This is a genomic window from Sphingobacterium athyrii (assembly GCF_003071065.1).
Lineage (GTDB): Bacteria > Bacteroidota > Bacteroidia > Sphingobacteriales > Sphingobacteriaceae > Sphingobacterium > Sphingobacterium athyrii.
In genome coordinates this window covers 920,353-943,614 of record NZ_QCXX01000001.1, presented here as the reverse complement: position 1 = coordinate 943,614, position 23,262 = coordinate 920,353, and the positions used below count along the sequence as shown (strand labels likewise).

Annotated in this window: 16 protein-coding genes; 8 read left to right on the top strand and 8 right to left on the bottom strand. The window is 40.2% G+C overall.

Translation table 11 applies throughout. The features are described 5' to 3' along the window. Nucleotides 1-301 precede the first annotated feature (301 nt). Nucleotides 302-475 (top strand): hypothetical protein, encoded by a 174-nt coding sequence (locus DCO56_RS29170; protein WP_181390445.1) that lies wholly within the window; start codon nt 302-304, stop codon nt 473-475. A gap of 70 nt (nt 476-545) precedes the next feature. On the opposite strand, the gene DCO56_RS04255 is transcribed toward DCO56_RS29170, so the two are convergent. Next, nucleotides 546-1,304 (bottom strand): TIGR03915 family putative DNA repair protein, encoded by a 759-nt coding sequence (locus DCO56_RS04255; protein WP_108632470.1) that lies wholly within the window; start codon nt 1,302-1,304, stop codon nt 546-548. After that, nucleotides 1,304-2,557, bottom strand: a complete 1,254-nt coding sequence (locus tag DCO56_RS04250; protein ID WP_108632469.1) for a putative DNA modification/repair radical SAM protein — start codon at nt 2,555-2,557, stop codon at nt 1,304-1,306. The genes DCO56_RS04255 and DCO56_RS04250 overlap by 1 nt, the downstream gene beginning before the upstream one ends. Nucleotides 2,558-2,908: 351 nt before the next feature. On the opposite strand from DCO56_RS04250, the gene DCO56_RS04245 reads away from it, so the two are divergent. Next, on the top strand, nt 2,909-3,427 hold the full coding sequence (locus DCO56_RS04245) for a pyridoxamine 5'-phosphate oxidase family protein (RefSeq protein ID WP_108632468.1): 519 nt from the start codon (nt 2,909-2,911) through the stop codon (nt 3,425-3,427). A gap of 369 nt (nt 3,428-3,796) precedes the next feature. Beyond that, nucleotides 3,797-4,054, top strand: a complete 258-nt coding sequence (locus tag DCO56_RS04240) for an FUSC family protein (RefSeq protein WP_108632467.1) — start codon at nt 3,797-3,799, stop codon at nt 4,052-4,054. Between the two features lie 96 nt (nt 4,055-4,150). On the opposite strand, the gene DCO56_RS04235 is transcribed toward DCO56_RS04240, so the two are convergent. The 3 genes from DCO56_RS04235 to DCO56_RS04225 all read right to left on the bottom strand — a co-directional run bounded on the left by DCO56_RS04235 (nt 4,151) and on the right by DCO56_RS04225 (nt 6,677). Continuing rightward, entirely contained in the window at nt 4,151-4,618 is a 468-nt protein-coding gene (locus DCO56_RS04235; RefSeq protein WP_108632466.1) for a PA2169 family four-helix-bundle protein, read from the bottom strand. Nucleotides 4,619-4,796: 178 nt separating this feature from the next. Further along, nucleotides 4,797-5,090: a hypothetical protein gene (locus DCO56_RS04230; protein ID WP_108632465.1), complete on the bottom strand. Its 294-nt coding sequence runs from the start codon at nt 5,088-5,090 to the stop codon at nt 4,797-4,799. Between the two features lie 555 nt (nt 5,091-5,645). Continuing rightward, nucleotides 5,646-6,677, bottom strand: a complete 1,032-nt coding sequence (locus DCO56_RS04225) for a fatty acid desaturase (protein ID WP_108632464.1) — start codon at nt 6,675-6,677, stop codon at nt 5,646-5,648. Nucleotides 6,678-7,134: 457 nt separating this feature from the next. On the opposite strand from DCO56_RS04225, the gene DCO56_RS04220 reads away from it, so the two are divergent. Next, nucleotides 7,135-9,582 (top strand): PIG-L family deacetylase, encoded by a 2,448-nt coding sequence (locus DCO56_RS04220; protein ID WP_181390444.1) that lies wholly within the window; start codon nt 7,135-7,137, stop codon nt 9,580-9,582. Nucleotides 9,583-9,699: 117 nt separating this feature from the next. Here DCO56_RS04220 and DCO56_RS04215 read toward each other — a convergent pair whose 3' ends face one another. Further along, the gene (locus DCO56_RS04215; protein WP_108632462.1) at nt 9,700-10,467 is read right to left on the bottom strand and encodes a DUF4382 domain-containing protein; all 768 of its coding nucleotides are present in this window, start codon (nt 10,465-10,467) and stop codon (nt 9,700-9,702) included. Between the two features lie 183 nt (nt 10,468-10,650). On the opposite strand from DCO56_RS04215, the gene ligD reads away from it, so the two are divergent. Beyond that, the gene (ligD, locus tag DCO56_RS04210) at nt 10,651-13,353 is read left to right on the top strand and encodes a DNA ligase D (RefSeq protein WP_108632461.1); all 2,703 of its coding nucleotides are present in this window, start codon (nt 10,651-10,653) and stop codon (nt 13,351-13,353) included. Between the two features lie 281 nt (nt 13,354-13,634). On the opposite strand, the gene DCO56_RS04205 is transcribed toward ligD, so the two are convergent. Beyond that, a complete protein-coding gene (locus DCO56_RS04205; RefSeq protein ID WP_108632460.1) occupies nt 13,635-14,330 on the bottom strand; it encodes a type 1 glutamine amidotransferase domain-containing protein in 696 nt (231 codons plus the stop codon). A gap of 115 nt (nt 14,331-14,445) precedes the next feature. Continuing rightward, nucleotides 14,446-15,021, bottom strand: a complete 576-nt coding sequence (locus DCO56_RS04200) for a Crp/Fnr family transcriptional regulator (protein WP_108632459.1) — start codon at nt 15,019-15,021, stop codon at nt 14,446-14,448. A gap of 882 nt (nt 15,022-15,903) precedes the next feature. Here DCO56_RS04200 and DCO56_RS04195 point away from each other — a divergent pair. The 3 genes from DCO56_RS04195 (at nt 15,904) to DCO56_RS04185 (ending at nt 23,213) form a co-directional block, all read left to right on the top strand. Continuing rightward, nucleotides 15,904-19,077: a SusC/RagA family TonB-linked outer membrane protein gene (locus DCO56_RS04195; RefSeq protein WP_108632458.1), complete on the top strand. Its 3,174-nt coding sequence runs from the start codon at nt 15,904-15,906 to the stop codon at nt 19,075-19,077. A 25-nt stretch (nt 19,078-19,102) separates the two neighbouring features. Then, on the top strand, nt 19,103-20,968 hold the full coding sequence (locus DCO56_RS04190; protein WP_108632457.1) for a RagB/SusD family nutrient uptake outer membrane protein: 1,866 nt from the start codon (nt 19,103-19,105) through the stop codon (nt 20,966-20,968). A 241-nt stretch (nt 20,969-21,209) separates the two neighbouring features. Continuing rightward, the gene (locus DCO56_RS04185; protein WP_108632456.1) at nt 21,210-23,213 is read left to right on the top strand and encodes a DUF5054 domain-containing protein; all 2,004 of its coding nucleotides are present in this window, start codon (nt 21,210-21,212) and stop codon (nt 23,211-23,213) included. The last annotated feature ends 49 nt before the right edge of the window (nt 23,214-23,262 follow it).

Here is a 23,262-nt window from a genome sequence, read left to right as displayed (position 1 = left end):
ATGTGCTATTTAATATCGGCAATTTATTGGATAATAGAAATATTTGGCTGAATTGGAATGTAGTCTGCAAGATATTTAAGCCGGATAAAAAAATAAAAGTTGATTATTGTATAGTTAAAGGCTAGATTGTTATCAATCGGACCTTTTCCTTTGATGCTATCTTGCTCATTGGTAGTAACTAGAATTGTAATAATAGAAATCAGGGCTTTTATAAAATAATATAGGAGTAGTTTGTTTTTTGAAACAATTTCAGATTATATATTGTCTTATGATTAGTTAAATGAGTAAAATATATAATCTTATGAAAAAAATAATTCCTTTTGCTTTAATGTCGAGTTTATTGGTCCTTGTTTCCGGCTGCGCTGCCATTGAAGGTATATTTAAGGCAGGTGTCTGGTCGGGTATATTGCTGGTTGTAGTCGTCGTAGCAATTATTATATGGATCATTAGCAAATTATTCGGCGGCTCTAAATAATCGAAAAAAGGGGGATCGGAGCAGGACCTCGAATGAACGTTTTATTTAATGGCCCTGCGCCGATGATTGCCTATTGTTTTTCGGTCAAGTATTTCCAATATCGCTTGGGAACATGTCTCAGGTGAAGTTTTAAATTTTTTCGAGATTCGATCGTAGTGCTTTTAAAATAGGTTTTCCAAAGATGCTGGAATTCTTTTTCCTTGGGGTCTAGATCTATTTCCAAACTGTGGGGGGGATGAACTTCATTTTCACCACAGCTAGATACTTCCTCTACACGTCGGCAATCATAATAAAACCCGTAATTTCGCCGTATATCATAGATCAGCCACTGTTGGTCAGTAAAGCGATTCTTAAAAAAGTTAATTACCAATGGGATGACATTAAAATCAGGTTCCACAATAGCTGTATACAAGCCATTGTCGGATTTGACAAATCGTATAAAGGCCTGCATCCGGTGTCTCTCCCGGCTCACTTTCTTGACCATCTGATGTAGACGCAGCAGATCTGGCCGTCCGTAATTCTGTATATCTATTTTTCCGGATTTGAAAAGTTCTACCATCAGCCGAAAGCCGTTGATCCATTCGGAGGGACTATCGCTTAGAAAATTGTGATAAAAGATCTTGGCATTTTGCAGTCCAATTATCTTATTCATTGCGGTCAGGATACGTAAGGCTTTAAGTTCATCTGAATGGATTTGTCGTTTCTGTGAAAAGATATTGATTTCCAGCTGCTGTGAAGTGGTTGGAATAGCGTCAAATTCTTTTCGTTCAAAAGCTTCGAAAACACAACATAGATAGCCATAATAACTTCCATCGAAAATATAGTTCATCAAAATAATGTTAACTGCATTTGACTACTATTGGATTTGGTGCTGGTCTGGTGTCCAATAAGAGTTTTTCGAATCTGTTCCGGGTAATGAAATCCGGCACTTATAACGGTATCTACGCAAATCATAAAGTATTTGGCTCTGTTAAACGCAATTCCTAGCTTACGCAACTGGTATTCCTTTAATTTTCCGTATTGACGCGCCTGCACGATTTTGTTTGCGGACTGTCTGCCAATTCCGGGAATTCGAATAATTGAGCTGTAATCGGCCGTATTGATATCGATCGGAAAGAACTGGGGATTACGTAAGGCCCAAGCGAGCTTGGGGTCTATATCCAGTTCAAGCTGTTGATGTTTGGTATTTAGGATTTCATGAAGGGAGAATCCGTAGAACCGCAATAACCAGTCTGTTTGATAAAGTCTATTTTCACGCACAAGAGGTGGTGTGGTGCCGATTTGTGGAAGCATACTATCCGTGGCGTTTATGGGTATGTAACCTGAATAATAAACGCGCTTAAGTTTATAATCTTTGTAAAATTCATCAGCGGTCCGCATAATCTGTAGGTCTGTCTCTGGGGTAGCTCCAATGACCATCTGTGTACTTTGGCCCGCGGGGACAAACAACGGAAGTTTTTTAACAATCTTTTTATGCTGTTGAATGTTAAGGATTTCATTTTTGACAATCGCCAAAGGCTCACGGACGGATTGATGGTCTTTTTCCGGAGCAACAAGCTTTAAGCCCTCCTCCGTAGGGATTTCCAGATTGACACTCATCCTGTCAACATATAGGCCGGCCTGCTTCAATAAGGACTCGCTGGCTCCGGGAATAGCTTTTAAGTGAATATAGCCATTAAATCTCTCTTCGGTGCGAAGTTTTTTTACCACGAGCATCAATCTTTCCATCGTATAGTCTGCGGATTTAAAAATACCGGAACTTAAAAACAGGCCTTCGATATAATTACGACGATAGAAATTCATCGTCAGGTCGACGACTTCCTTAACTGAAAATGCAGCTCGTTGGACATCATTGCTACGTCTGCTCACACAAAATGAACAATCGTAGATACAATAGTTGGTCATTAAAATCTTCAGCAAGGAGACACATCGGCCATCCTCGGTATAGGTATGACAGATACCGCTCGCTGATGCATCACCGATGCCATCGGTATTTTTGCGTTTTCCCCCACTGGAGCTGCAGCTGACATCATATTTTGCCGCATCAGCTAAGATCCTCAACTTATCGTCAAATCCAATCATGATCAATATTTTAGTAATTTATGTAAAATTACTATTTTTATTAGTAATTCAGATACGGTAATGGCAAAAATAATTCTGTAGTTATGTCAGGAAGAACATACCTATACCTACGCGATGATAATACAAGTTATATTGGAATAAACTCTTCGAAAGTATCCGTTTAGGGAAATGAACTATATGCGGTGGATTCGCTGTTAAATATGTTGTTTCCGATGGCAAAAAAAGGTGATGTATGATGTCGATAATATTGTTCGGGAAATATAATCTTTTACCGGGTAAGTACCTGTACCAAGTTTCAAACTTAATCGAACTATTTGGTGGGAGCGGTTGTTCAATAGTAAACGACATATTATGGCAGAGAAAAATATGAACAATCAGGAAGCATTGGATAAACTGAAAACAATCATCGATCAGATCGACGTAGGCACTATTTGTTCTTTTGGCAAGGAGTCTGTATATCCACATGGTGTTCCTATGAGTAGACAGGAAGTCGACCCTGCGGGCGACATATGGTATATTTGTTCCGCAGAAAGCGAAACTCATCAAAATATCGAAAATGATCCTAGAGTATCGCTCTTTTATGCAGATCCAAAAAATTATACCTTTTTGAGCGTCAATGGTACGGCTAGTTTATCCAGGGATCAGGCAAGAATTGATCGTTACTGGAACAAAATGATGGAAGGCTGGTTTAAAAAGGGAAAGGAAGATCCCAATATTAGGCTAGTGCGTGTAACTCCTCAGGATGCGCATTATTGGGACTCGAATTCCAATAAGATTGTCAATATTTTTAACATGCTGAAGGCGACGGTAACTGGTAATTCCGAAGATATTGGCAGGGAAGGTGATTTAAATCTCGGAGCCGGAAGCTAAGATATCATTTTGTGTCCGCCTAAAATAAGAAAGATAACCTTTTAAAGCGTTAAGAACAGCGTTTATAGGAATATACATACAGCTGAATCGCAGGCAAAGAATAGATCCAAAAGTCTACATATTATATTTTATGTAGACTTTTTTTGTTGGCACGTTTGGTTTTTAATATGGTTTAAAAAGAGATTTTCCCGTTATTAATGCATGAGATCCCAGGCTTGCTTAAGCCAAGAAAGTTTTTAAAGTACATAACAGAATTTAGGGTATCCCATTTTCTGATAAAAAAAAGAGTATATATCCCCGTAGTGACATATGCGGATAATTTTTTGTGTGTATATTTGATTCATATAGACTGACCAAAACATTGACACTATGAAAGACCGAGAATTAAATGAATTGACTGACCAGGAATTATTGGAAAGAAAAAAGCAGCAAAAAAGCAACAAATTAATCAATGCCGTGCTAGTTGGATTTTGTGCCGGTGTATTGATTTATGGTATCGTGAATAAGGGGATTACTATTTTCACATTTCTGCTCCTCGTCATGGGTGCTTGGGCATTTATGCGTTGGAAAAAAAATGACGAAGCGCTTGATGATGAACTAAAATCCAGAAACCTGAATAAGGAGTGACCTGTATATGTAAAACAATAATACCGAAGCCTTGAAGGCTTCGGTATTCGGATTGTGAAGAAATCCAGATGTCAATTTAACCTAGCCAGTAGTTATTTATAGCGAAGCATTATCGCGCAACATTTTTATGTTGTCATGCGCTTCCAGCTGTTTGTTTAATTGCATTGTCAGTACATTTTTGACATTGGGCGTTAGCTCATCAGTGTTTTCCTCCAGTACCTTTTTATAAGTGGCTTTAAAAGCGTCCTCACCTTTTTCACAGCTTTCCAGCAGGCTTTTTTTATCATTGCCAGTGACATTCACTTTTATACCCATCCAAGCTCTAAAAAGTTTACCGCTGAGCATGGTACCGTCTGTAGGCTCTTTTCCTTCAAGTTCCATGTAAGGTGTCAAATCTGCAATAAATGATTGGGATTGATCGACGTATTTTCTAAAGTCTGGTTCCAGTTCATGCAGTCCGTGGTTGTGTGCAAGTTCGATCGCTTTTTTGTAGCCTTCGATTCTATCGTTATTGATCTTGATAATGTCATTGATAATTTCGGGGTTATTGATGTTATTTTCCATATTAAATTTGATTTATTTGCATTTAATAGACCTGCCAAGGGCTTGCTTCGTTTGCCCTATATGCGATTCAGGTATTTAATCTATTGCTAAGTATTTTTACGAACTGATTATCGAAACTTTAAAAATGGCATAATAACAGTGAGTTTCGATAATTACAATTTCAATGCATGGGTATTTTTTAGACGTTAATGTCGCCGGATAAATCAGGTTTATCATCTTCTTTGTCTTCCTGCTCATCCTGAGCCTCTTCAGGATCATGTGTGCGATCATCTTTAATACCTGATAAATCTGTATTTGGATTGTTATTATGTTCGTCCGGATCTGCGGTGCTATCGTCTTCGTCTGTGAAGATGTCTTTATTTAGCTTACTTACATCTGGACTTCGTTCCCTTGGGTCCGGGTTGGGAATAATTGTCATAAGAAAGATGAACATACCCCGATGTCCAACTTTTTTGTTATTGAATGGTTTCATATAAATGTCTTTTTTATATAGAACCGATCGAAGATGTTTAAAGTTGACCGAAGTAATACGCAACTTGCTGCGTTTATACCTGAATGATATGAATCGAAGTATGGCAACCTAAGAATAACCATTTATCAGTAAGCGCTTTTTATAAAAACAATGTATGATGTCATCGTTTGGATTTGTTCTGACAACTGGAAAGGAGATAAATTGTATCCAGAGAAAAAAAACTGTCTTTTATGACCAACTTGGATCCAAAGGGGCCGGAACATTTGATCTTACAAAAAGGGGCGTATGGTCTCAGTAAATGAGCCTAAGTAAAACGAAAGGAATATATATCAGAGAAGGTATTGGGCGATTGGGAAATCCTTAGAATGATAGATAAGGCTCGTTACCTGTCAGAACCAAGATAGCATGAATTATAGTATATCGTGCGGATGAATTATTAAATAAAGAGTTGGGATCGACAAACAAAGTAGCTAATATTTAGCTACTTTGCTTGTCGATTCGTGAGGGTTAAATGCCAGTGAAATAGTTTATAGCAATGTTACTCTTTATTAAATGTTATTTTTTGGCATCAATATAAGGCTTGTGGTACTGCTCATTGAACCGCTTTTTGTCGTCGCGATAGCTACTGACGGCACCTAACTTGTGCATCAACTTGATATAACACCAGGCCAGATCGATCTGGTAAGGCCTAAAACCACTCCGTGCGCTTTTGGGATAGAGGTGATGGTTGTTGTGCCACTCACCGGCTACGATACCGGGCCAAAGTTGATTGATGGATTTGTCCTTTTCATTAAAATCTATTCCTTCCCGTTGTTTATCTTCACCTTTGGCATGGCCTTCATAATTAAAAGTACGTACGCCAATCGCCCAGAATCCAGCCGCGCCAAATAAGCAACAGGCCAGAGCGTGTCCACCGATCAAAAAGAATACAATATACCAAAATGACCAGTTCAACACCCAAGATAGAATCGCATGGGTCGGATTAACATAAGAACCCCATTTTTGATATTGTGCATAGCTATTGGCTGTAACGCCAGTGTGCTTCATAAGCAGTTTGACACGGTTGTAAGAGTTTTCGTTCAGATCTTTGGCAATGGGTTGATGGTTTACATCTGCCAAGAAGCAATAGAGAAATCCTGCCTGTGCATTGTATGGATCTCCGGGTTGATCTGATTTTGCATGGTGGACATGATGAGAAATTACATAAATTTCTTCGGGTATTACATTTATAGTGAGATTTTGCGTAAAGAAACGCCAGAAGGAGTTTCTAAATTTAAAGGCACCATGTGTGGAAAACCGGTGATGCCAGATGGTACCATGCGTACCCATAATGATCATACTGTAAATAAAAGCTGCCAGAACCGTCCACCAGCTGAGGTGGGCAAAGAGAAAAACAAAGAAAAATGGAATAAGACAAGCTACTTTCAGCCAGCTAAAAAAGGGCAGCCAATTGCGTTGGTCCTTAAAAACATTCAATCTTTTGAAAAATTCGCTGAATATTTGTTTTGGGCTCGGTTTAATAAGGTCTCCATTGTCGTCTTTCCATCCGTAGCTGGGGGTTTGGAGTACATGATCTAAAAAGGGCATTCTGTTGGTTGATTCTAATTGTTGATAAAGTGCTAAGCTACGGTATATATCGGTTAAAAAGTGTTAATTCAAAAAGTTTAACATAATAAGACAATACTTTTTAATGCTATCGTCGGATTTTGAGTTAAAAAAGCCATTTTTTGTCATCGGCCTACTATCTTTATCGGGATGTAAAAGTGTCAGAAATTTTTGGAACAGGAATTAAACGAAGTTTGGCAAATTAAATACCAGGGACAGCCGTTATGAGGTTGCGTAATTTTATTGGTCACGTATACAAAATAAGCTCCCGTTTTGCCGATAGCTAAGGGGATTTTTAACATGCATAATAGCCGATACAAGACCTCAATTAGCACTTGATTGCACTTATTTTAGAAAATATAATAATATCTATCGAATTAGTAGTCTTTGTGAAATTATTCCTATATTTGATCCATCGCACTTAAAAGAATAGATGGATATGGCATTAAAATTTCTCGCAGAAAAAACCAGACAACAGTCTTTAAACGGAATTTCTACGCAAAAAAAATACGATAGCACCATGCGTGAGTTAAGCAAGTTGAAGGTTTTCAATCGAATTTTATATGTAGGTGCCCATCCCGATGATGAGAATAATAAACTATTAACATTTTTTGCTCAGGACCAGCTTGCTGATGCGGCATATTTGTCACTCACACGAGGCGAGGGGGGACAGAATTTTATAGGTGCTGAAAAAGGAAGTGAGTTAGGTGTACTCCGTGTACAAGAATCGCTATCTGCGAGAGAGACGGAAGGTACGAGGCAATTTTTTACGCGTGCAAAGGACTTTGGCTTTGTAGAATCTGCGGATGAAACCATGTTTATATGGAATGAGCAAACGGTACTCGCCGATATGGTATGGACTATCCGATATTTTCGCCCACAGGTCATTATTACCCGATTTTCACCGAATATTCCGGATCTGCATGGCCATCATCAGAGTTCGGCAATTTTGACTGAGCGGGCTTATGACCTTGCTGCAGATCCGGAGGCATATCCTGAACAATTAGAGGAGCTGTCTGTCTGGAAAGCACAACATCTTCTTTGGAACGTCTATCGGGAAAGTGGTGTCAAAGATATTGGCGGTAATGTAACGCCTTTACCTGAGTATCTTGCGCTTTACATGCCTGTGTATAATCGGTATTCTGGGGTGCATTATGGTGAGATAGCTGCCGAAAGCCGCAATAAACATCGCTCCCAAGCAATGGCTAGTTTAACACAGCATACCCCCTCCGTTGAATATTTTGAACTATTGAAGGGTGAGCCTGTGGATACAATAGCGCTTGATTCTCTTTTTGCATCACCAGAAACTTCGGACCGGTATATTCCTGTTTTTAAGAAACTTGTTGATGGTTTGCTGATGAAGCATGTTTATGAAAACAATCGTGAATTCTCATTGACCATAGCGACAATTTTGCTCTGGATGAATACGGTGCCCGCAAATAGTGCCATCCAGAAAAAGCGCGGTGATTTGGAGTTGCTTTTGCTTCGCTCACTGGGCGCATCTTTCGAAGTAAATTCGACAGATGACAGGTGGGTACCAGGGGCAAACGTTAACTTATCTTTGCAAGTCAACATACCAAAGGAGTCTGATTTGATCTTGAACAGTGTGACAGTTCCCTTTTTTGAAACCGTGTATCATGAATCCTATCAATTATCACAGACTGAACGGATTGAAATTACTGGACGTCTCAGTCATACGATCAATCCCTCATTTCCGATTTGGTTAAAGGAGGAGGGAGATAGGGGCAGTTATTCTCCCCAGTCTTCCGGAGATATTGTACTGCCCCAACAGGACAATCCGACCGTAGTGAAATTGCAGTTACAGTTTGCAGCTTTATCCATCGCAGTTACTGTACCTGTGTTGACCAACAATAAGCCCGTCACTATTTCCCCTGCATTTACCGGAGCTTTTGAAACAGAGATAGTTGTTTTGACGGATTTTACAAGTCGTTCTATTTCACTTGAGATACAATCCAATGTAGCCACGGTGGAGACTGTCAACGTGAGGTTAACCGGAGCGGAAGGACTGGAACTTTTTCCCAAAGAACAGACTGTGGTCATTTGCGGCAATGCTTCTGAAAAAGTCAATTTTCAGTTAACGTCATTGGGACATACTGAAAGAATACAAAAGCTTGGTTTCGAAATCGAAACTGTCTATGGTGTCCATCAAAATAATATAAAATCGGTCAGTTATCCCCATATTGAAGAGGTGGTGTATTATCCTAAAGCAGAGTTACGGGTTTTAAATAGTTCGGTTGCAAGTCTGGCTAGTCGAATTGCTTACATATCGGGCAAAAATGACGAACTTATAGCAAGCTTAAAACAGCTGGTGAATCATTTAGAATTGATACCTCCTACAGCATTGAAAGATACAGATCTATCGGCTTTTGATGCAGTAATTTTGGGTTTCCGAATTTATAATACGGATCCGTACCTGGTGGATTTTCATGGACAGTTGCAGGAATATATCCAGGCAGGAGGGGTTTTGATCAATCAATACAATACCCCCTATGACCTTTCTGTCGCGGAGGTCGGTCCGTATCCTTTGTCTGTTTCAGGCGAACGGATTAGCGATGCTAAATCGGCTATTCACTTTTTGAATCCCACTCATCGGATTCTGAATTATCCGAATAAGATAGGTCAGCAAGATTTTGACAACTGGATACAGGATCGGGGGCTGTTTTTTCCAAAAGATTGGGGTAAAGAGTTTGAACCGATTGTGCGTACTCAAAATTCGGATAAGGGAAACGAAGACGGCTTGTTGCTTGTAAGTAAAAAAGGCAAAGGTTACTATATCAATAGCAGTCTTTCTTTATTTAGGCAACTTCCCGCTGGTGTGGTCGGAGCTTATCGCCTCTTTGCCAATATGTTATCCATTGGTAGTTGAGGGGGGTCAAAAGGGAGCGAACAATATGGAATGCGAAGAAGCCCATTACGATTATGTTCGAGAAAGCTACGTGCTTTTGAAAATAATCGTAATAGGCTTCTTGTTAGCTAACGCTTGTTATTGGACTGAAATAGTACCTATATCTTTAACGCTTCCCTTTACAACTTGAACGTCTTCAATAGTTTTGTCCATGTAACCTGTTACTGTAGGTTGAATAACGATTTTGTATGTACCTTCTGACATCCCCGGAAAATAGAATTTCCCGACGGAATTAGCTAAAGTTCCAACGGTATCGACTCCATTGATGGCGAACACATGTGCCAGTGAAGCTGCAGGATTAACAGTGCCGGTAATTGCACCTGAAGTCGCTACTGGAATTGCGCGGATGACCGGTTTAAGCAGGTATTTACCATTGCCAGTTTGTACGATTGACTTCGATGCATCAAAATCAAGTAAAAGTGTATAGGCGACATTGGGAATCAGTTCGTCTTGCACTTTTATCTTAACACCCGAAGACTGACCGCTGGGAGTTGTGAGCGGATGACGGGTTCCATCAACCCAAATTTCATTCCCTTCATCTTCAAGTTTTAGTCTGATTTCCTGAATCATACCTGAAGGAACGTCATCACCAGCAATTACGGTATCTTTACCCATTGTATAATTGAGAATGTTAAATGGGTTTCCGTCAACATCTAAACTTTCACTGCCTGAACTTGTACGTATTTCAATTTCATCAATGTTTAGATGAATGGCATCATAATAACCAGGAGCGTCCGTGATTTTAATGGTAACGGGAGTTGTTTGTGTAGCTTGGTTATCATCCTCACTACAACTGCCTAACAGCACTGCGGCTGCTAATGCAGTGAAAATTAAATTTATTTTCATAGTTAGTATTTTTATAACACCTGATACAAATGCTATGCCAATGTATTTAAAATATTACATTGATATGGGATGTGTAATGAAAATTATAACAGCATTCAGGAGAAATATATTTTGTTTATTTAAACCTTTTTAGTTGCAGCATTGTGTTATGATTAACATTATTTATCATTAACGAATAGTGCTATGGGATTAACGAAATATAGAAACAAACGCACTGCCGAAAAAACACCGGAACCCTTTGGCGGAAAGCCGAACGGCAAGGAACTGAGATTTGTTGTACAGAAACATGATGCCTCTCATTTGCATTATGATTTCCGCTTGGAGATGGATGGAGTGCTGAAAAGCTGGGCAGTGCCAAAAGGGCCTTCGCTCGATCCAACGATCAAGCGACTTGCTATGATGGTCGAAGATCATCCCTATGATTACCGAAATTTCGAGGGAATTATACCTAAAGGTCAATACGGTGGCGGAACTGTGATCGTTTGGGATCAAGGAACATATGAGTCCGTAGAAGGTGCAAAGGATGATATCGCCACTATGGACAAAAGTCTCAGACACCAGCTCTATTCCGGAAAACTAAAATTCAAGCTTCATGGAAAAAAGCTGAAAGGAGAGTTTGCGCTGGTCAAGGCTCATGGACGGGGGGATAACGGCTGGTTGCTGATGAAACTTGAGGATAAATATGCCAGCGATCAGGATATCACAAAAAAAGATAAATCCGTTATCTCCGGTAAGACCATCGCACAGATGGAAAAATCACCAGATAAGGTATATGGGAAAAGCATTGTTAAAAAAGATAGCACACTAAAAGATAAACACAGTACAACAAAAAAAGCTGCTGAAATGATTAGCGAACAGCTTGAAGCAAAGCCTGGAGAACAATTAGAAACTCAGGCGGTACGAGATAAACTGCTGAAAAAATGTCCCAGACAAGCCTTTTATACGCATATTGAGCCTATGCTTGCAACCTTGGTTGATAAACCTTTTGACAATGGTGACTGGGTTTATGAAGTGAAATGGGACGGTTATCGGGCAGTTGCTTTTATGCATAAAGGGGACGTGGATTTGAAGTCTAGAAATGACAAGAGTTTCAATGAAAAGTTTTACCCTATTTACGATCAGCTCAAGGAAATAAAACTCAATGCGATTATGGATGGGGAAGTGGTTGTATTGGATAAAAATGGTGTTGCAAATTTCGGAGGTCTGCAGAATTGGCGCAGTGAAGCCGATGGTGATCTTGTCTATTATGTATTTGATATCTTGTGGTATGAGGGTAAAGATTTAAAGAACCTATCTCTTCTCGAAAGAAAAGCCATTTTAAAAACAGTACTTCCGCAAAGCGAACAAATTCTTTTCAGTGAGCATTTTGATACTTCCGGAGCCGACTTTCTTAAGGAGGCGAAAAAGCTAGGCTTGGAAGGGATCATGGCTAAGCGAAAATATAGTAGCTATCACGTGAATAATCGCTCACATGACTGGTTAAAAATTAAAGCCAATAAGCGTCAGGAAGTTGTTATTGGTGGTTATACCCTAAACGATGATTCAGGTAAGTTATTTAGTAGCCTGCTTGTAGGCATATACGAAGAGAAAAAACTCATTTATACCGGAAAGGTTGGTACCGGTTTCAATGCTAAGATGCAAAAAGAAATGATGACATTATTTAAGCCATTGATCATAGAAGAGACACCTTTTGCAGAGGAGCCTAATGTCAATAAACCTTCGCGCTTCCGTCCCAATCCACCACATGCATCGGTGACTTGGTTGCGACCTGAACTCGTATGTGAGGTTAGTTTTACGGAAATAACGAATGATGGCGTTATGCGACATCCTTCGTTTGTTGGTATGCGGGAAGATAAAAATCCAAAGAAAATAATGCTCGAAAAGGAAGAGCCAGTACAACAGATTGTTGAAGATAAAACGAATCATATGGTTAAATCGCGTATGGCTGGAGGACGCAAGACTTTGTTAAATCCAACAGAGAAAACCCAAGTAAAAAAAATCAATAAGCAGGAGCTCAAGTTTACCAATCTTGACAAGATTTTTTGGCCAAAGGAAAAGATCACCAAAGGCGACCTTATCAATTATTATTACCAGGTTGCCCCCTTTATCTTACCATACCTAAAAGGTAGGCCGCAAAGCATGAACCGATTCCCAAATGGTATCAATGGAGAGGGGTTCTATTTCAAAGATGTTACCGATACCGCACCGGATTGGGCCGAACTTTATTTGTATCAAAGTGAGGCGGATAATCGAGATCGACATTATTTAGTCGGAAAGGATGAGGCAACGTTATTGTATATGGCCAATTTAGGTTGTATCGAAATGAATCCATGGAATAGCACGATAAAAAAACCGGATCATCCAACCTACTGTATCATTGATCTTGATCCAGATAAAAACTCTTTTGATCAGGTGATCGAAGCAGCTCAGGTGACCAAGCAGATTCTGGACAGTATGGGCGTTCCCAGTTATTGCAAGACTAGTGGCTCGACGGGGCTCCACATTTATATCCCTTTGGGAAACAAATACACGTATGATCAGGCTAAAGAATTTGCCCGCATCATCGTTACGTTGGTACATGCTGAAATTCCAGCCTATACTAGTCTCGAACGCACGGTACGTGACCGAAAAGGGAAAATGTATCTGGATTTTCTTCAAAATAGACCTCATGCGACCATTGCGTCTGTCTATTCGGTCAGACCCAAACCCGGCGCTACCATATCCATGCCGCTTCACTGGGATGAGGTGAAGAAGGGCTTAAAAATGACCGATTTTACTATTTTTAATGCAATGGAACGGATAACTAGTATGGGTGATATTTTTAAACCCGTATTAGGCAAGGGAATCGATCTCAAGAAGATCATCGGTGCCTATTCTGCGAAATAACCATATTTTCATTAAAGTATATCAGATCGAAAAAGCAAAGGTGTATTGGAAACAGGCCGCCGACCTCGGGAATAATACAAGCGCAAATAACCTTCAGGAACTGGAAACGAAACTAATTAAATAATGATATAAGTCATTCGGAGAAAGTTAACAAAAATCCCATTTTTATCGTTCTCAATATATAAAAATGGGATTTTATTCTGGTGTTATTGGCATCGTTTATTACCTAGCGTATCATTGTCTATTTCAGAACGGAAAGCGCTATTTTAATTGATAGCGCCTTATTGTTCCAGCAGAGCCAATAGTTCCCTTGCAGTCTCTTCCGACGAGCCGGGATTTTGACCGGTGATCAGCTTGCCGTCTTTGATCACATGACTGCTCCAATCTGCACCTTTACTGTATTTTCCGCCAAGCTTGACCAGTTCATCCTCAACCAGGAAAGGGACGACGTTTGTCAATTGTACAGCTTCTTCTTCGGAATTGGAAAAGCCTGTCACCCTCTTACCCTGTACCAGTGGACTACCATCGGTATTCTTAACAAATCGAAAAACACCTGGCGCGTGGCATACAGCGGCTACAGGTTTATTGTGTTTCCAGAATGATTCAATCAATGCAATAGAAGTCTTGTCATTTGCAAGGTCCCAGAGCGGGCCATGGCCCCCTGGATAGAAAATTGCGTCGTAATCTTGCTCATCCACCGCTGTTAGGACAATGCTGTTTGCCAATTTGTTCTGAAGTTCCATATCTGCATCAAAACGTTTTGTTGCTGCTGTCTGAAAATCAGGCATCGCGCTTTTGGGATCAATAGGTGGTTGTCCACCCTTGGGTGAAGCAATTGTGATAGTAACTCCTGCGTCGGCCATAACATAGTAGGGAGCTGCAAACTCTTCCACCCAAAAACCTGTTTTAGCTCCTGTATCTCCCAGTTGGTCATGTGAAGTCAAAACGACCAATACCTTTAAGTTCTCTTTTTTCATCTTTTAAAAATTTAATTGTTTAAATGATAACACAAAGTAGGGCATAATTCATTAGACCCCTATGTGATGTACATCACATTTTAAAGAATGGTTTGTTTTGGTGATATAGATCACATTATTTACTGTGATAGAGCCGGCTGAGCGTCTCACGGGAAACCCCAAGATAGGCTGCAATCAAATGTTTTGGAACAAGATTGTACAATTCCGGATATTGCAGCATCAATTCCTCATAACGGCTACGGGCATCATTGTTGAGTAGGGATAGAATTCGCTTTTGTAAACCGATATACCCCTTATTCGAACGCCATCGTAAAAATGTCTCCACTTCATGGATTTCCTTGCATACACGTTCACGGTCCTCAGCAAGTAGACAAAGCGTATCTGCATCGCTTACACAATCTAGGTTGACAGTTGCTTTCATATAGTTGTGTAAGGCATTATAATCGGATGCCCACCAAGTTTGTGTGGCAAACTGTAGAATATGCATTTTTTGTTCAGCATTGACAACAAAAGTTTTTAGGCAGCCATTGAGGACAAAATATTCGCATTCCACCGTATCGCCAATATTGATAATCGATTGTTTCTTTTTAAAGGATACCGGTTTGAAAAAAGAAAAGAAATAATCAAATTGTTCATCATTTAAATGGACGGTTTTATTGATATGTTGCCTGAGAATTTCGCGACCGGTCATAGCTTACAGTTATTTAATGGACTAAAATTAAGCAAAATCTCCTAATCTCAGAGCCGTGTATCTTCTTTTGGGAGCGCCTATATATTTTTGATTATTCACTGGATAGGAAGGATGGAATAGCGTCGTAGTATACGTCTTATTACCAAGTTAATACCATTTTCGAAATTAAAAGTGAAATAACACTACTTTTATACTGTATTAATAGGGAGTTAACAGGGAATTACCCCTGCTAAACCCCTGTTAACCCCCTGTTATATCCCTGTAATTACGATGTTACTATCGGATTTGGGATTAATTAGGCCCGAGCTTGTGTACCGGATAAAGAAGATTATGTTGTTTGTCTAAATCAATGTTTAACCGGTTTAGCTGAAGTTGAAAATCTATTTTTTTTACTTTTTATTTTGTTTATACAAAGTTTTTTTCTACTTTAGTGTTGCCCATCACGGGCACTTTTCATAAAATAGGTTAATAATATGGCTAAAACACCCGGAGTACCCCATGCTATCGGGTGTTTTTTTTGTTAAGATTTTTATTTTCTGTATCCATTCCGTGTAAGTCCTTTTTGTTTTTTAAATAATTTTAAAAGATGACTTTCGTCACTTAGCTGTAATTCATGGACGATTTTTCCGAGGCGCATACTACATATGACGCTGATAAGTTTGACTAACAGCTCATTTACATTTCTAATTTTAACGCCCTTTACAGGATACTGTAAAGGGCGTTAATTTTTTTCATAAGTCTATCTGAAAGTGAAATAGCGAAGTAAAAAAACATAGATGTTTGCTAAGATTAGCGTGGTTTGGCTGAAATATTCGGCTTTTATTTGTTGTTAACGGATGTATTAATAAAATATACCTCTGAAAAACCAAAAAACTCGAAATTATGAAAGAAATTTTAAAAATGCACCTTAGGGTGCTCGGAATTGTCTTTATGTTATTGCTGTCCCATCATGTTTTTTCACAGATTAAGATATCGGGGACGGTCATGGACTCGGAGAAAAAAGTTCCATTGGCAGGAGTTACAGTTGTTGTTGTAGGGGCACAGGGAAATTCCGCGCTCACTTCCGTACAGACCGATGCTGCGGGTAAATTTACAATTACAGCGAATGAAGGAGTAAACCTAAAAGCAACTATGATCGGTTATAACCCCATAACCGTCGTTGCAAAACAAGGTGTACTTATAGCGATGGTTTCCTCCACTGTCGCATTGGATGAAACTGTGGTGGTCGGTTACACCACACAAAAGAAAGGCCTTCTGGCTGGGTCCGTTGCATCTGTTAAATTTAAGGAAGCGGATATTGAGATCCCCACGACTTCTGTCGGAAATCTATTGGCAGGTAGAATGCCGGGGTTGTATGTCTCCACGCCCAGCGGTGTGCCCGGAGCTCAGCCCAATATCCGCATACGAACTGCTAGTTCATGGAATGCATCTCCCACGCTGTACGTTATTGATGGAAAGGTGACTATTGATGCTGCGGAATTTAATAATTTAAGTCCCAATGAAATCGAAGAAGTGTCTATCTTAAAAGATGCGGCCACTACGGCTGCTTATGGAGCCAGAGCCGGCGCAGGTGTTGTCCTGGTTACGACCAAACGTGGTAAGGCGGGAAAAGTTGCCATAAACTACTCCGTGAATACAGGGCGGGATGTCCGCGGGAAAAACATGGAGTTAACGAGTATCATGGAATGGGGGCAGATTCAAAACAGAATCTGGGGCGAAGCCGGTGGCCCGGCCAATACACCTTGGACAGAAACCGCAAAAGCGTATTTTAAAGACCGGGATTTTGGAGGAGGGAAGGGCTACGGCTTTGATCACTTAAAAGATGTATATGTAAATCCTTCCATCACCACGCATAACTTAAGTGCATCGGGAGGAACCGATAAACTTCAATATTTTATTGGGGCTTCTTATGTTAATCAGGAGACTTTTATTAAAAACACAAATGAAAAAAAATACAATGTTCGAACCAATATAACGGCTAATCTAACAAAAAACGTTTCGGTTTTTGCAGGGCTGAGCTTAAACAATAATAAATTTAATTCACCCGAAGGGGATTGGACGGGTGACATGTTTCCCAAACTTCTTCTATGGCAACCTTACATGCCTTCTTTTACCGCGACAGGCTTACCTGTAGATTATTTTTGGATATCCAATAAATCCGGTGAAGCTCAGGGGCTATCGGGATATAATAAGTCGGAGGGACTTAAGTCTGTTGTAAACTTAAGCTTAACCTACAAAATGCCATTTTTAGAAGGTTTAAGTGCGAAGGTTGGTTACATCAAAACCTTTAACAATAGCAATCAGAAAATATATTCCCACCCGTTTACGTATTATCAGCTAGCCCAGATAGAGCCCGTAGTTTGGGATTTAAATAATATTGTGGGAGAACGTCTCACTTATCATACCCCCGGTATTCAAAAATTAGCTGCCTGGAATCAGGAGGATCAAATAAACTTACAGCTAAACTTTGAAAGGGATTTTGGTCAACATCATGTCAATGCGGCATTGGTGTACGAACGTCAGGAAAGAAGTTATGATGGTATTGATGCGAAGATAAATGGTTTTCCGATCTATATGACTGACCAATGGTGGGCATCCACTGGAGGTTCGGGGGTCGTAGGTGGTACCGCCACAAAAAGTATTAATAATAGCTATGGTTTTCTGCCAACAGTGGGACGTAAATCCTATATCGGACAATTTGCTTACGACTATGCAGACAAATATGTTGCCACCTTTACTTATCGTTATGATGGCTCTGCCAATTTTCCCAAAGATAAACGATGGGGCTTTTTCCCTTCGGTTTCCGCGGCTTGGGTCATCTCTAAGGAAAACTTTTTTAAAAATGTCAATGGAATAGAGTCGCTAAAGGTCAGAGCTTCAGTCGGATTGACCGGAAATGACTTCGTCGCGATAAATCCAAACGGAGCCAAGGATGATGCAAATGCCAAACGCTGGCAATATGAAGATAAGTATGTGACTGGTAACAATGTGATTTTCGGTGAAACGCCCACACTCAATCCGGGTATACAATATGATGTTCTTCCAAATGCAAATATTACCTGGGAGAAATATCTGAATAAAAATTTTGGTGTTGATATCAGTTTCCTGAAACATTTTAATGCGACAGCAGAATATTGGGAAACACGTACCTATGATATTTTAAGCACACGGATCCAATCGACACCACCGACGTTCAGTCGTCCTTTACCTTCAGTCAATTATGGAGAAATGAAAGCGAATGGTATTGATCTTAGTGTAAACTATATGAATAGAACCGGTGATTTAAACTATAATATTGGCCTTAATTTTACATATGGTAATTCTTGGTATACGATACGAGATTTAAATATCACCTATGATTATCAGAATTTAATCGGGAATGGCCGTTCTGCGAATATGATCACTGGATATAAGGTTGACCGTATGCTCAGAAATCAAGCTGATGTAGATGCATTGTTGGCGGCTCATCCGGGCTATAATTTTAAAGGTAACGCACCTAAACCCGGACAATTTGCGTACAAAGATTTTAACGGCGACAATACCATTAATGAGAATGATATCACAGTATTGAATAAGAGCAACAATCCTAAAGTGCTGGGGTTAAACCTTAGCGCGGATTGGAAAGGTCTAAGTATCACTGCTAATTTCAATGGTTCGCTCGGTTATAAAAAGTCTTTCAATAATTTAAGTGGTGGTGTAGAGTGGAATCGGATGTGGCGCCCTTGGGCAAATGAATCCTGGAGTCCGGAGAATACCGATGCATGGTTACCTTACCGTTACAGCGCAAACGATGAGGTCGCTCAGGTGAACACGAGTGGCAGTAATTTCTGGCTGGCAGATGCAAGTTTTGTGCGCTTGAAGTTTTTGAACATTGCTTATAATCTTCCTCAAAGGTGGTATAAAAAATATGCGAACAACATTCGCTTCTATGTATCGGGATCCAACCTTTTTGTGATCAGCAAATTCAATAAAAAATTCTATGATCCAGAGATGGATGCTGGTACATCTTTCCCTATCGTTAAATCATTTAATGCTGGTGTCAGCTTAACGTTCTAAATTTTAACCTTAAAAGGAAATCAAAATGAAATATCTAAATCAATTTAAAACGGTTCTTTATCTTGTCCTAATTGCTGCTGTGGGCGGTTCATCGTGTACAAAAGGATTGGATTATGAAAATACCGGAGCAATAAATCCAAAAAATGTCTGGACAGATTCTGTTCTGATTAAAGCATATTTAAATGATGTTTATGGTGGCCTTATGCCCGGATGGCAGCTTGGAAGTGGAGCAAATGCGGACGAAGGTATTAATGGCTCGGGGGGGAATTTGGGCAGTTTTCAGCAGGGTATTGTTGACGTGGCAACCAATTTCACCAATTTAGACTATACCTATATCGATAAGGCCAATTATTTTATGGACCAACTGGTAGACGTACCGGAGTCGGTAATCAGTACAACGACAAAAAATAGATTGGTCGGTGAAGCAAAATTTTGGCGCGCATGGAAATACTGGGATATGGTCCGTTCCATAGGTGGCGTCCCTTTAATCTTGCATACACAAAATGGGAGTGACATTAATTCATTGAAGGTGCCCCGGAGTAAAACTTCAGAGTGTATCGCACAGATCATAAAAGATCTGGATGAATCCGCTTCAGTTTTACCGCCCAATTACAGCGGGGTGGATTATGGCAGGATAAACCGTGCCGCGGCCTTGGGACTTAAAGCTCGGGTCTTGTTATGGTACGCCAGCCCATTATTTAATGCAACAAATGACCAGACGCGCTGGACAAATGCATATAACGCAGCCAAAGCCGCTGTGCAGGCCGCGGATGCTGGAGGATTTGGGCTCTTTGAGAACTATCGGTTGATCTGGTATTCGCGCAATAAAGAACAGATTATGACACGACAATATTATTATCCCGATAGCTACATGAATTTTGCACCGATTAGGCCTATTGCATTTACCAATGGCAGTACAAACAATGATCAGCCGATATTGCCTTTATTGATCGCCTATCCCAAACGTGACGGTAGCCCGATACAGTTTGACCAGGATCAATTGTCTAATCCAGCATATAACAAACAGTTTTTGACGGATTTCTATACGAATCGTGATGACCGGTTCTATGCAACAATTTGGTGTGGTGGTACGGTATACCCAACACCTGATGTGAATGTAATTGGCATGACAGCACCCCGATCACGCACTTATTGGCAAGCCTGGACCTGGAAGGACACGGCAACCCCGAATACAGTACTTCCTGCTAGGGATAATAGTTTGTTTTCAGGGATTTCTCCACTGATTCAAAATGGCGATGAAAATGGTGTGACTGGATTTTTTCAACGTAAAGGTTTGGATACGCTCTTGGATAGAAATGCGCTAGTAGGCGTTGCGGCCAATGCGAAAAGCTGGTTTTCACCGATGCGTTATGCCGAACTGTTGCTAAATCTGGCTGAATCTGCAAATGAGACGGGACGAAGCGGAGAAGCATTAAATGCTTTATATGCCATTCGTAAACGCGCAGGGATTGCTCCGGGAACAGCGACAAATTATGGTGTTACAGCAACTGGGCAGGTAGATATTCGCCAGGCAATTATGAATGAGCGTCAGGTGGAACTTGCTTTTGAGGGATTTAGATATAATGATTTGAGAAGATGGAAACGTTATGATATCTTAAATACGCAAGGTACTAGAAGAGGTTTATTATTGATGCTGAATAAAGGCCAGGCACTGCCGGGTAATACCGATAATATTATGAATGCTGCGGTAAGAACCAAGTTTTCTGCTGTTGTCATAGAAAACTTGGATAAAACTGCTTCTGCGAATCAATTTTATAAGCTTAGCCTTAAACATTGGTTTAACTCGTTGAATCCGGCACAGATTTCTATCGAACCAGATCAGCTACCTCAGAACAAAGAGTGGGGCGGAACCTTTGACCCCTTGCAGTAATGAATTGAGCGTAAAAGCATTCTTTTTGATTATCTGCTTGGCTGGACTTTATATAGTAAAGTAATCTTGTCAACAAAAAAGGCTTGTACAAACGATCATGTACAGGCCTTTTTTATGAGCCGTTGGTGATGTTATTTCCGATTTTTTCATTCAATCTTACTTTTCTATTTAGGGATATATCCTTTTCAATCGTCTTAACAGAAAATAACGATACTTGATAAAGATAAACCTCATATTATCCATGAAACGCAGAAGTCTATATCCCTGTTTCCTTTTTGTATTTATGTCATTTGCTGGATATGCACAGACAAAACAGGATGATGTAGAGAAAGTGCACTTGATCTTCAAAACCCATCTTGATATTGGATTTACTGAACTCAGTTCGGTCGTCGAGCAACGTTATATCGATGAATTTATTCCGAAAGCCATTGCGGTTTCTGAGGAATTAAGACGTTCAGGAGCCAAAGAACGTTATATCTGGACAACAGGTTCCTGGTTGATTGCTACTTATATGGCACAGGCGAGTCCGGAAAATAAAGCGAAATTGGAATCAGCTATCCGTCGTGGTGATATTGTATGGAATGCCATTCCTTACACTGTGGAATCTGAATCACTGAATAAAGCCCTGTTTGGAACAATGCTGCAGTTATCAAAAAAGCTGGATCGTCAATTTGGTAAGCAGACCAAAGCAGCAAAGATGACTGACGTTCCAGGTCACACCAGAGGTATTGTTCCTTTGCTGCAAGAAAATGGAATCGATTTCTTGCAGGTTGGGGTGAATCCGGCGAGCAAGGTTCCCAATGTTCCGGCCTTATGTCGCTGGAAAAGTCCCGACGGCAGTGAGGTGATGTTGATGTACCAAAAGGACTACGGTAGTGATATGATACTACCTGATGGAAAGACCGCTATAGTCATCGCTTTTACTGGGGATAATCATGGCCCACATACGGTACAGCAAGTAAAGGAAATTTATGCATCCATAGGGAAACATTATCCGAATGCCCAGCTACAAGCTTCTACCCTAAGTGATGTGGCTGAAGCATTAAGGCCCATGAAAAATAAGCTCCCTGAGATGGCGCAAGAAATAGGTGACACCTGGATACATGGCTTCGGAAGCTCGCCTTTGATGATGAACCGTTTTCGGGCATTATCCAGATGTTATGAAAAATGGGTTATAGATGGCCGTATAAATCCGGCCAGTGAAACTGCTATTCACTTTGCCATTAATCTGGGACTTGTGGCTGAACATACTTGGGGGCTGGATGTGAAAACTCATTTGCAGCACTGGGATAAGTATCGATTTTCAGACTTTACACAAGCTTTAGCTTTACCGGAGTTCAAAAAGATAGAAGCATCTTGGGCCGAAAAGGAAGCCCATATTGAGCGGTCGCTGTCTTATCTTCCCAAAGATCTGCGGATAGAAGCTGAAGCTGTTTTGCAGCAACTGGCCGTGGTTTCTAAGCCAGCATCAAAGGGAGTGGATGCATCTCAAAAATTTACCAAGGACGGCTCCTTCCTACTGGATCAAAAAGGTTTTCGTATGAAAATGGGGGAGCTGAGCTACCAGAGTTTTTCGACTAAGGAATTTGAACGTTTTATGGATTCCTATCTTACTCAAAAAGTGGACTGGGCTATTCGGGACTTTGGAAAACCGGGGCTGACTCCCGATATGTCCGAAAGTCGTACTTTGGTGGCATCGCTCCAAAAATCTGTCTATGATAAAGTAAAAAATAAAATATATAATCGATTGATCTTAAGTTCTGTATGTGGAATCGAACAGCAAGTTCTTCCTTCACAAATTTATAGTACTTATCTGGTCGATGAAAAAACAAATCATATTCAGTTGAGCTATACTTTGGTGGATAAACCCGCCAATCGGCTGCCAGAAGCATATTGGTTGAGCTTCTATCCAGATGACGTCTTAGATGTACTCGTTGAAAAATTAGGCCAACAGGTTCGTATACTGGATGTTGTGGAAGGTGGTAATCGGCAGATGCATGGATTGGATCGTTATGTCGAAATTGTTACTACAGCGGGGAAAATACGTATTCGAAGCGAAGATGCACTGTTGGTTGCTATTGGTGATCGTGATCTACTCAATTATTCAACGCGCCAACCAGATATTAATGGCGGCTTACATTTTTGCCTATTTAATAATGTTTGGGGAACAAATTTTAGGATGTGGTTTGGTGGAACGGTAACTTACCGATTTGATCTTGAATTGATACCGCGGAAAGCAAAATAAAAAACCTAGAAGTTGACTGCAAAATAACAAGCGAGCGATTTGTAAACAA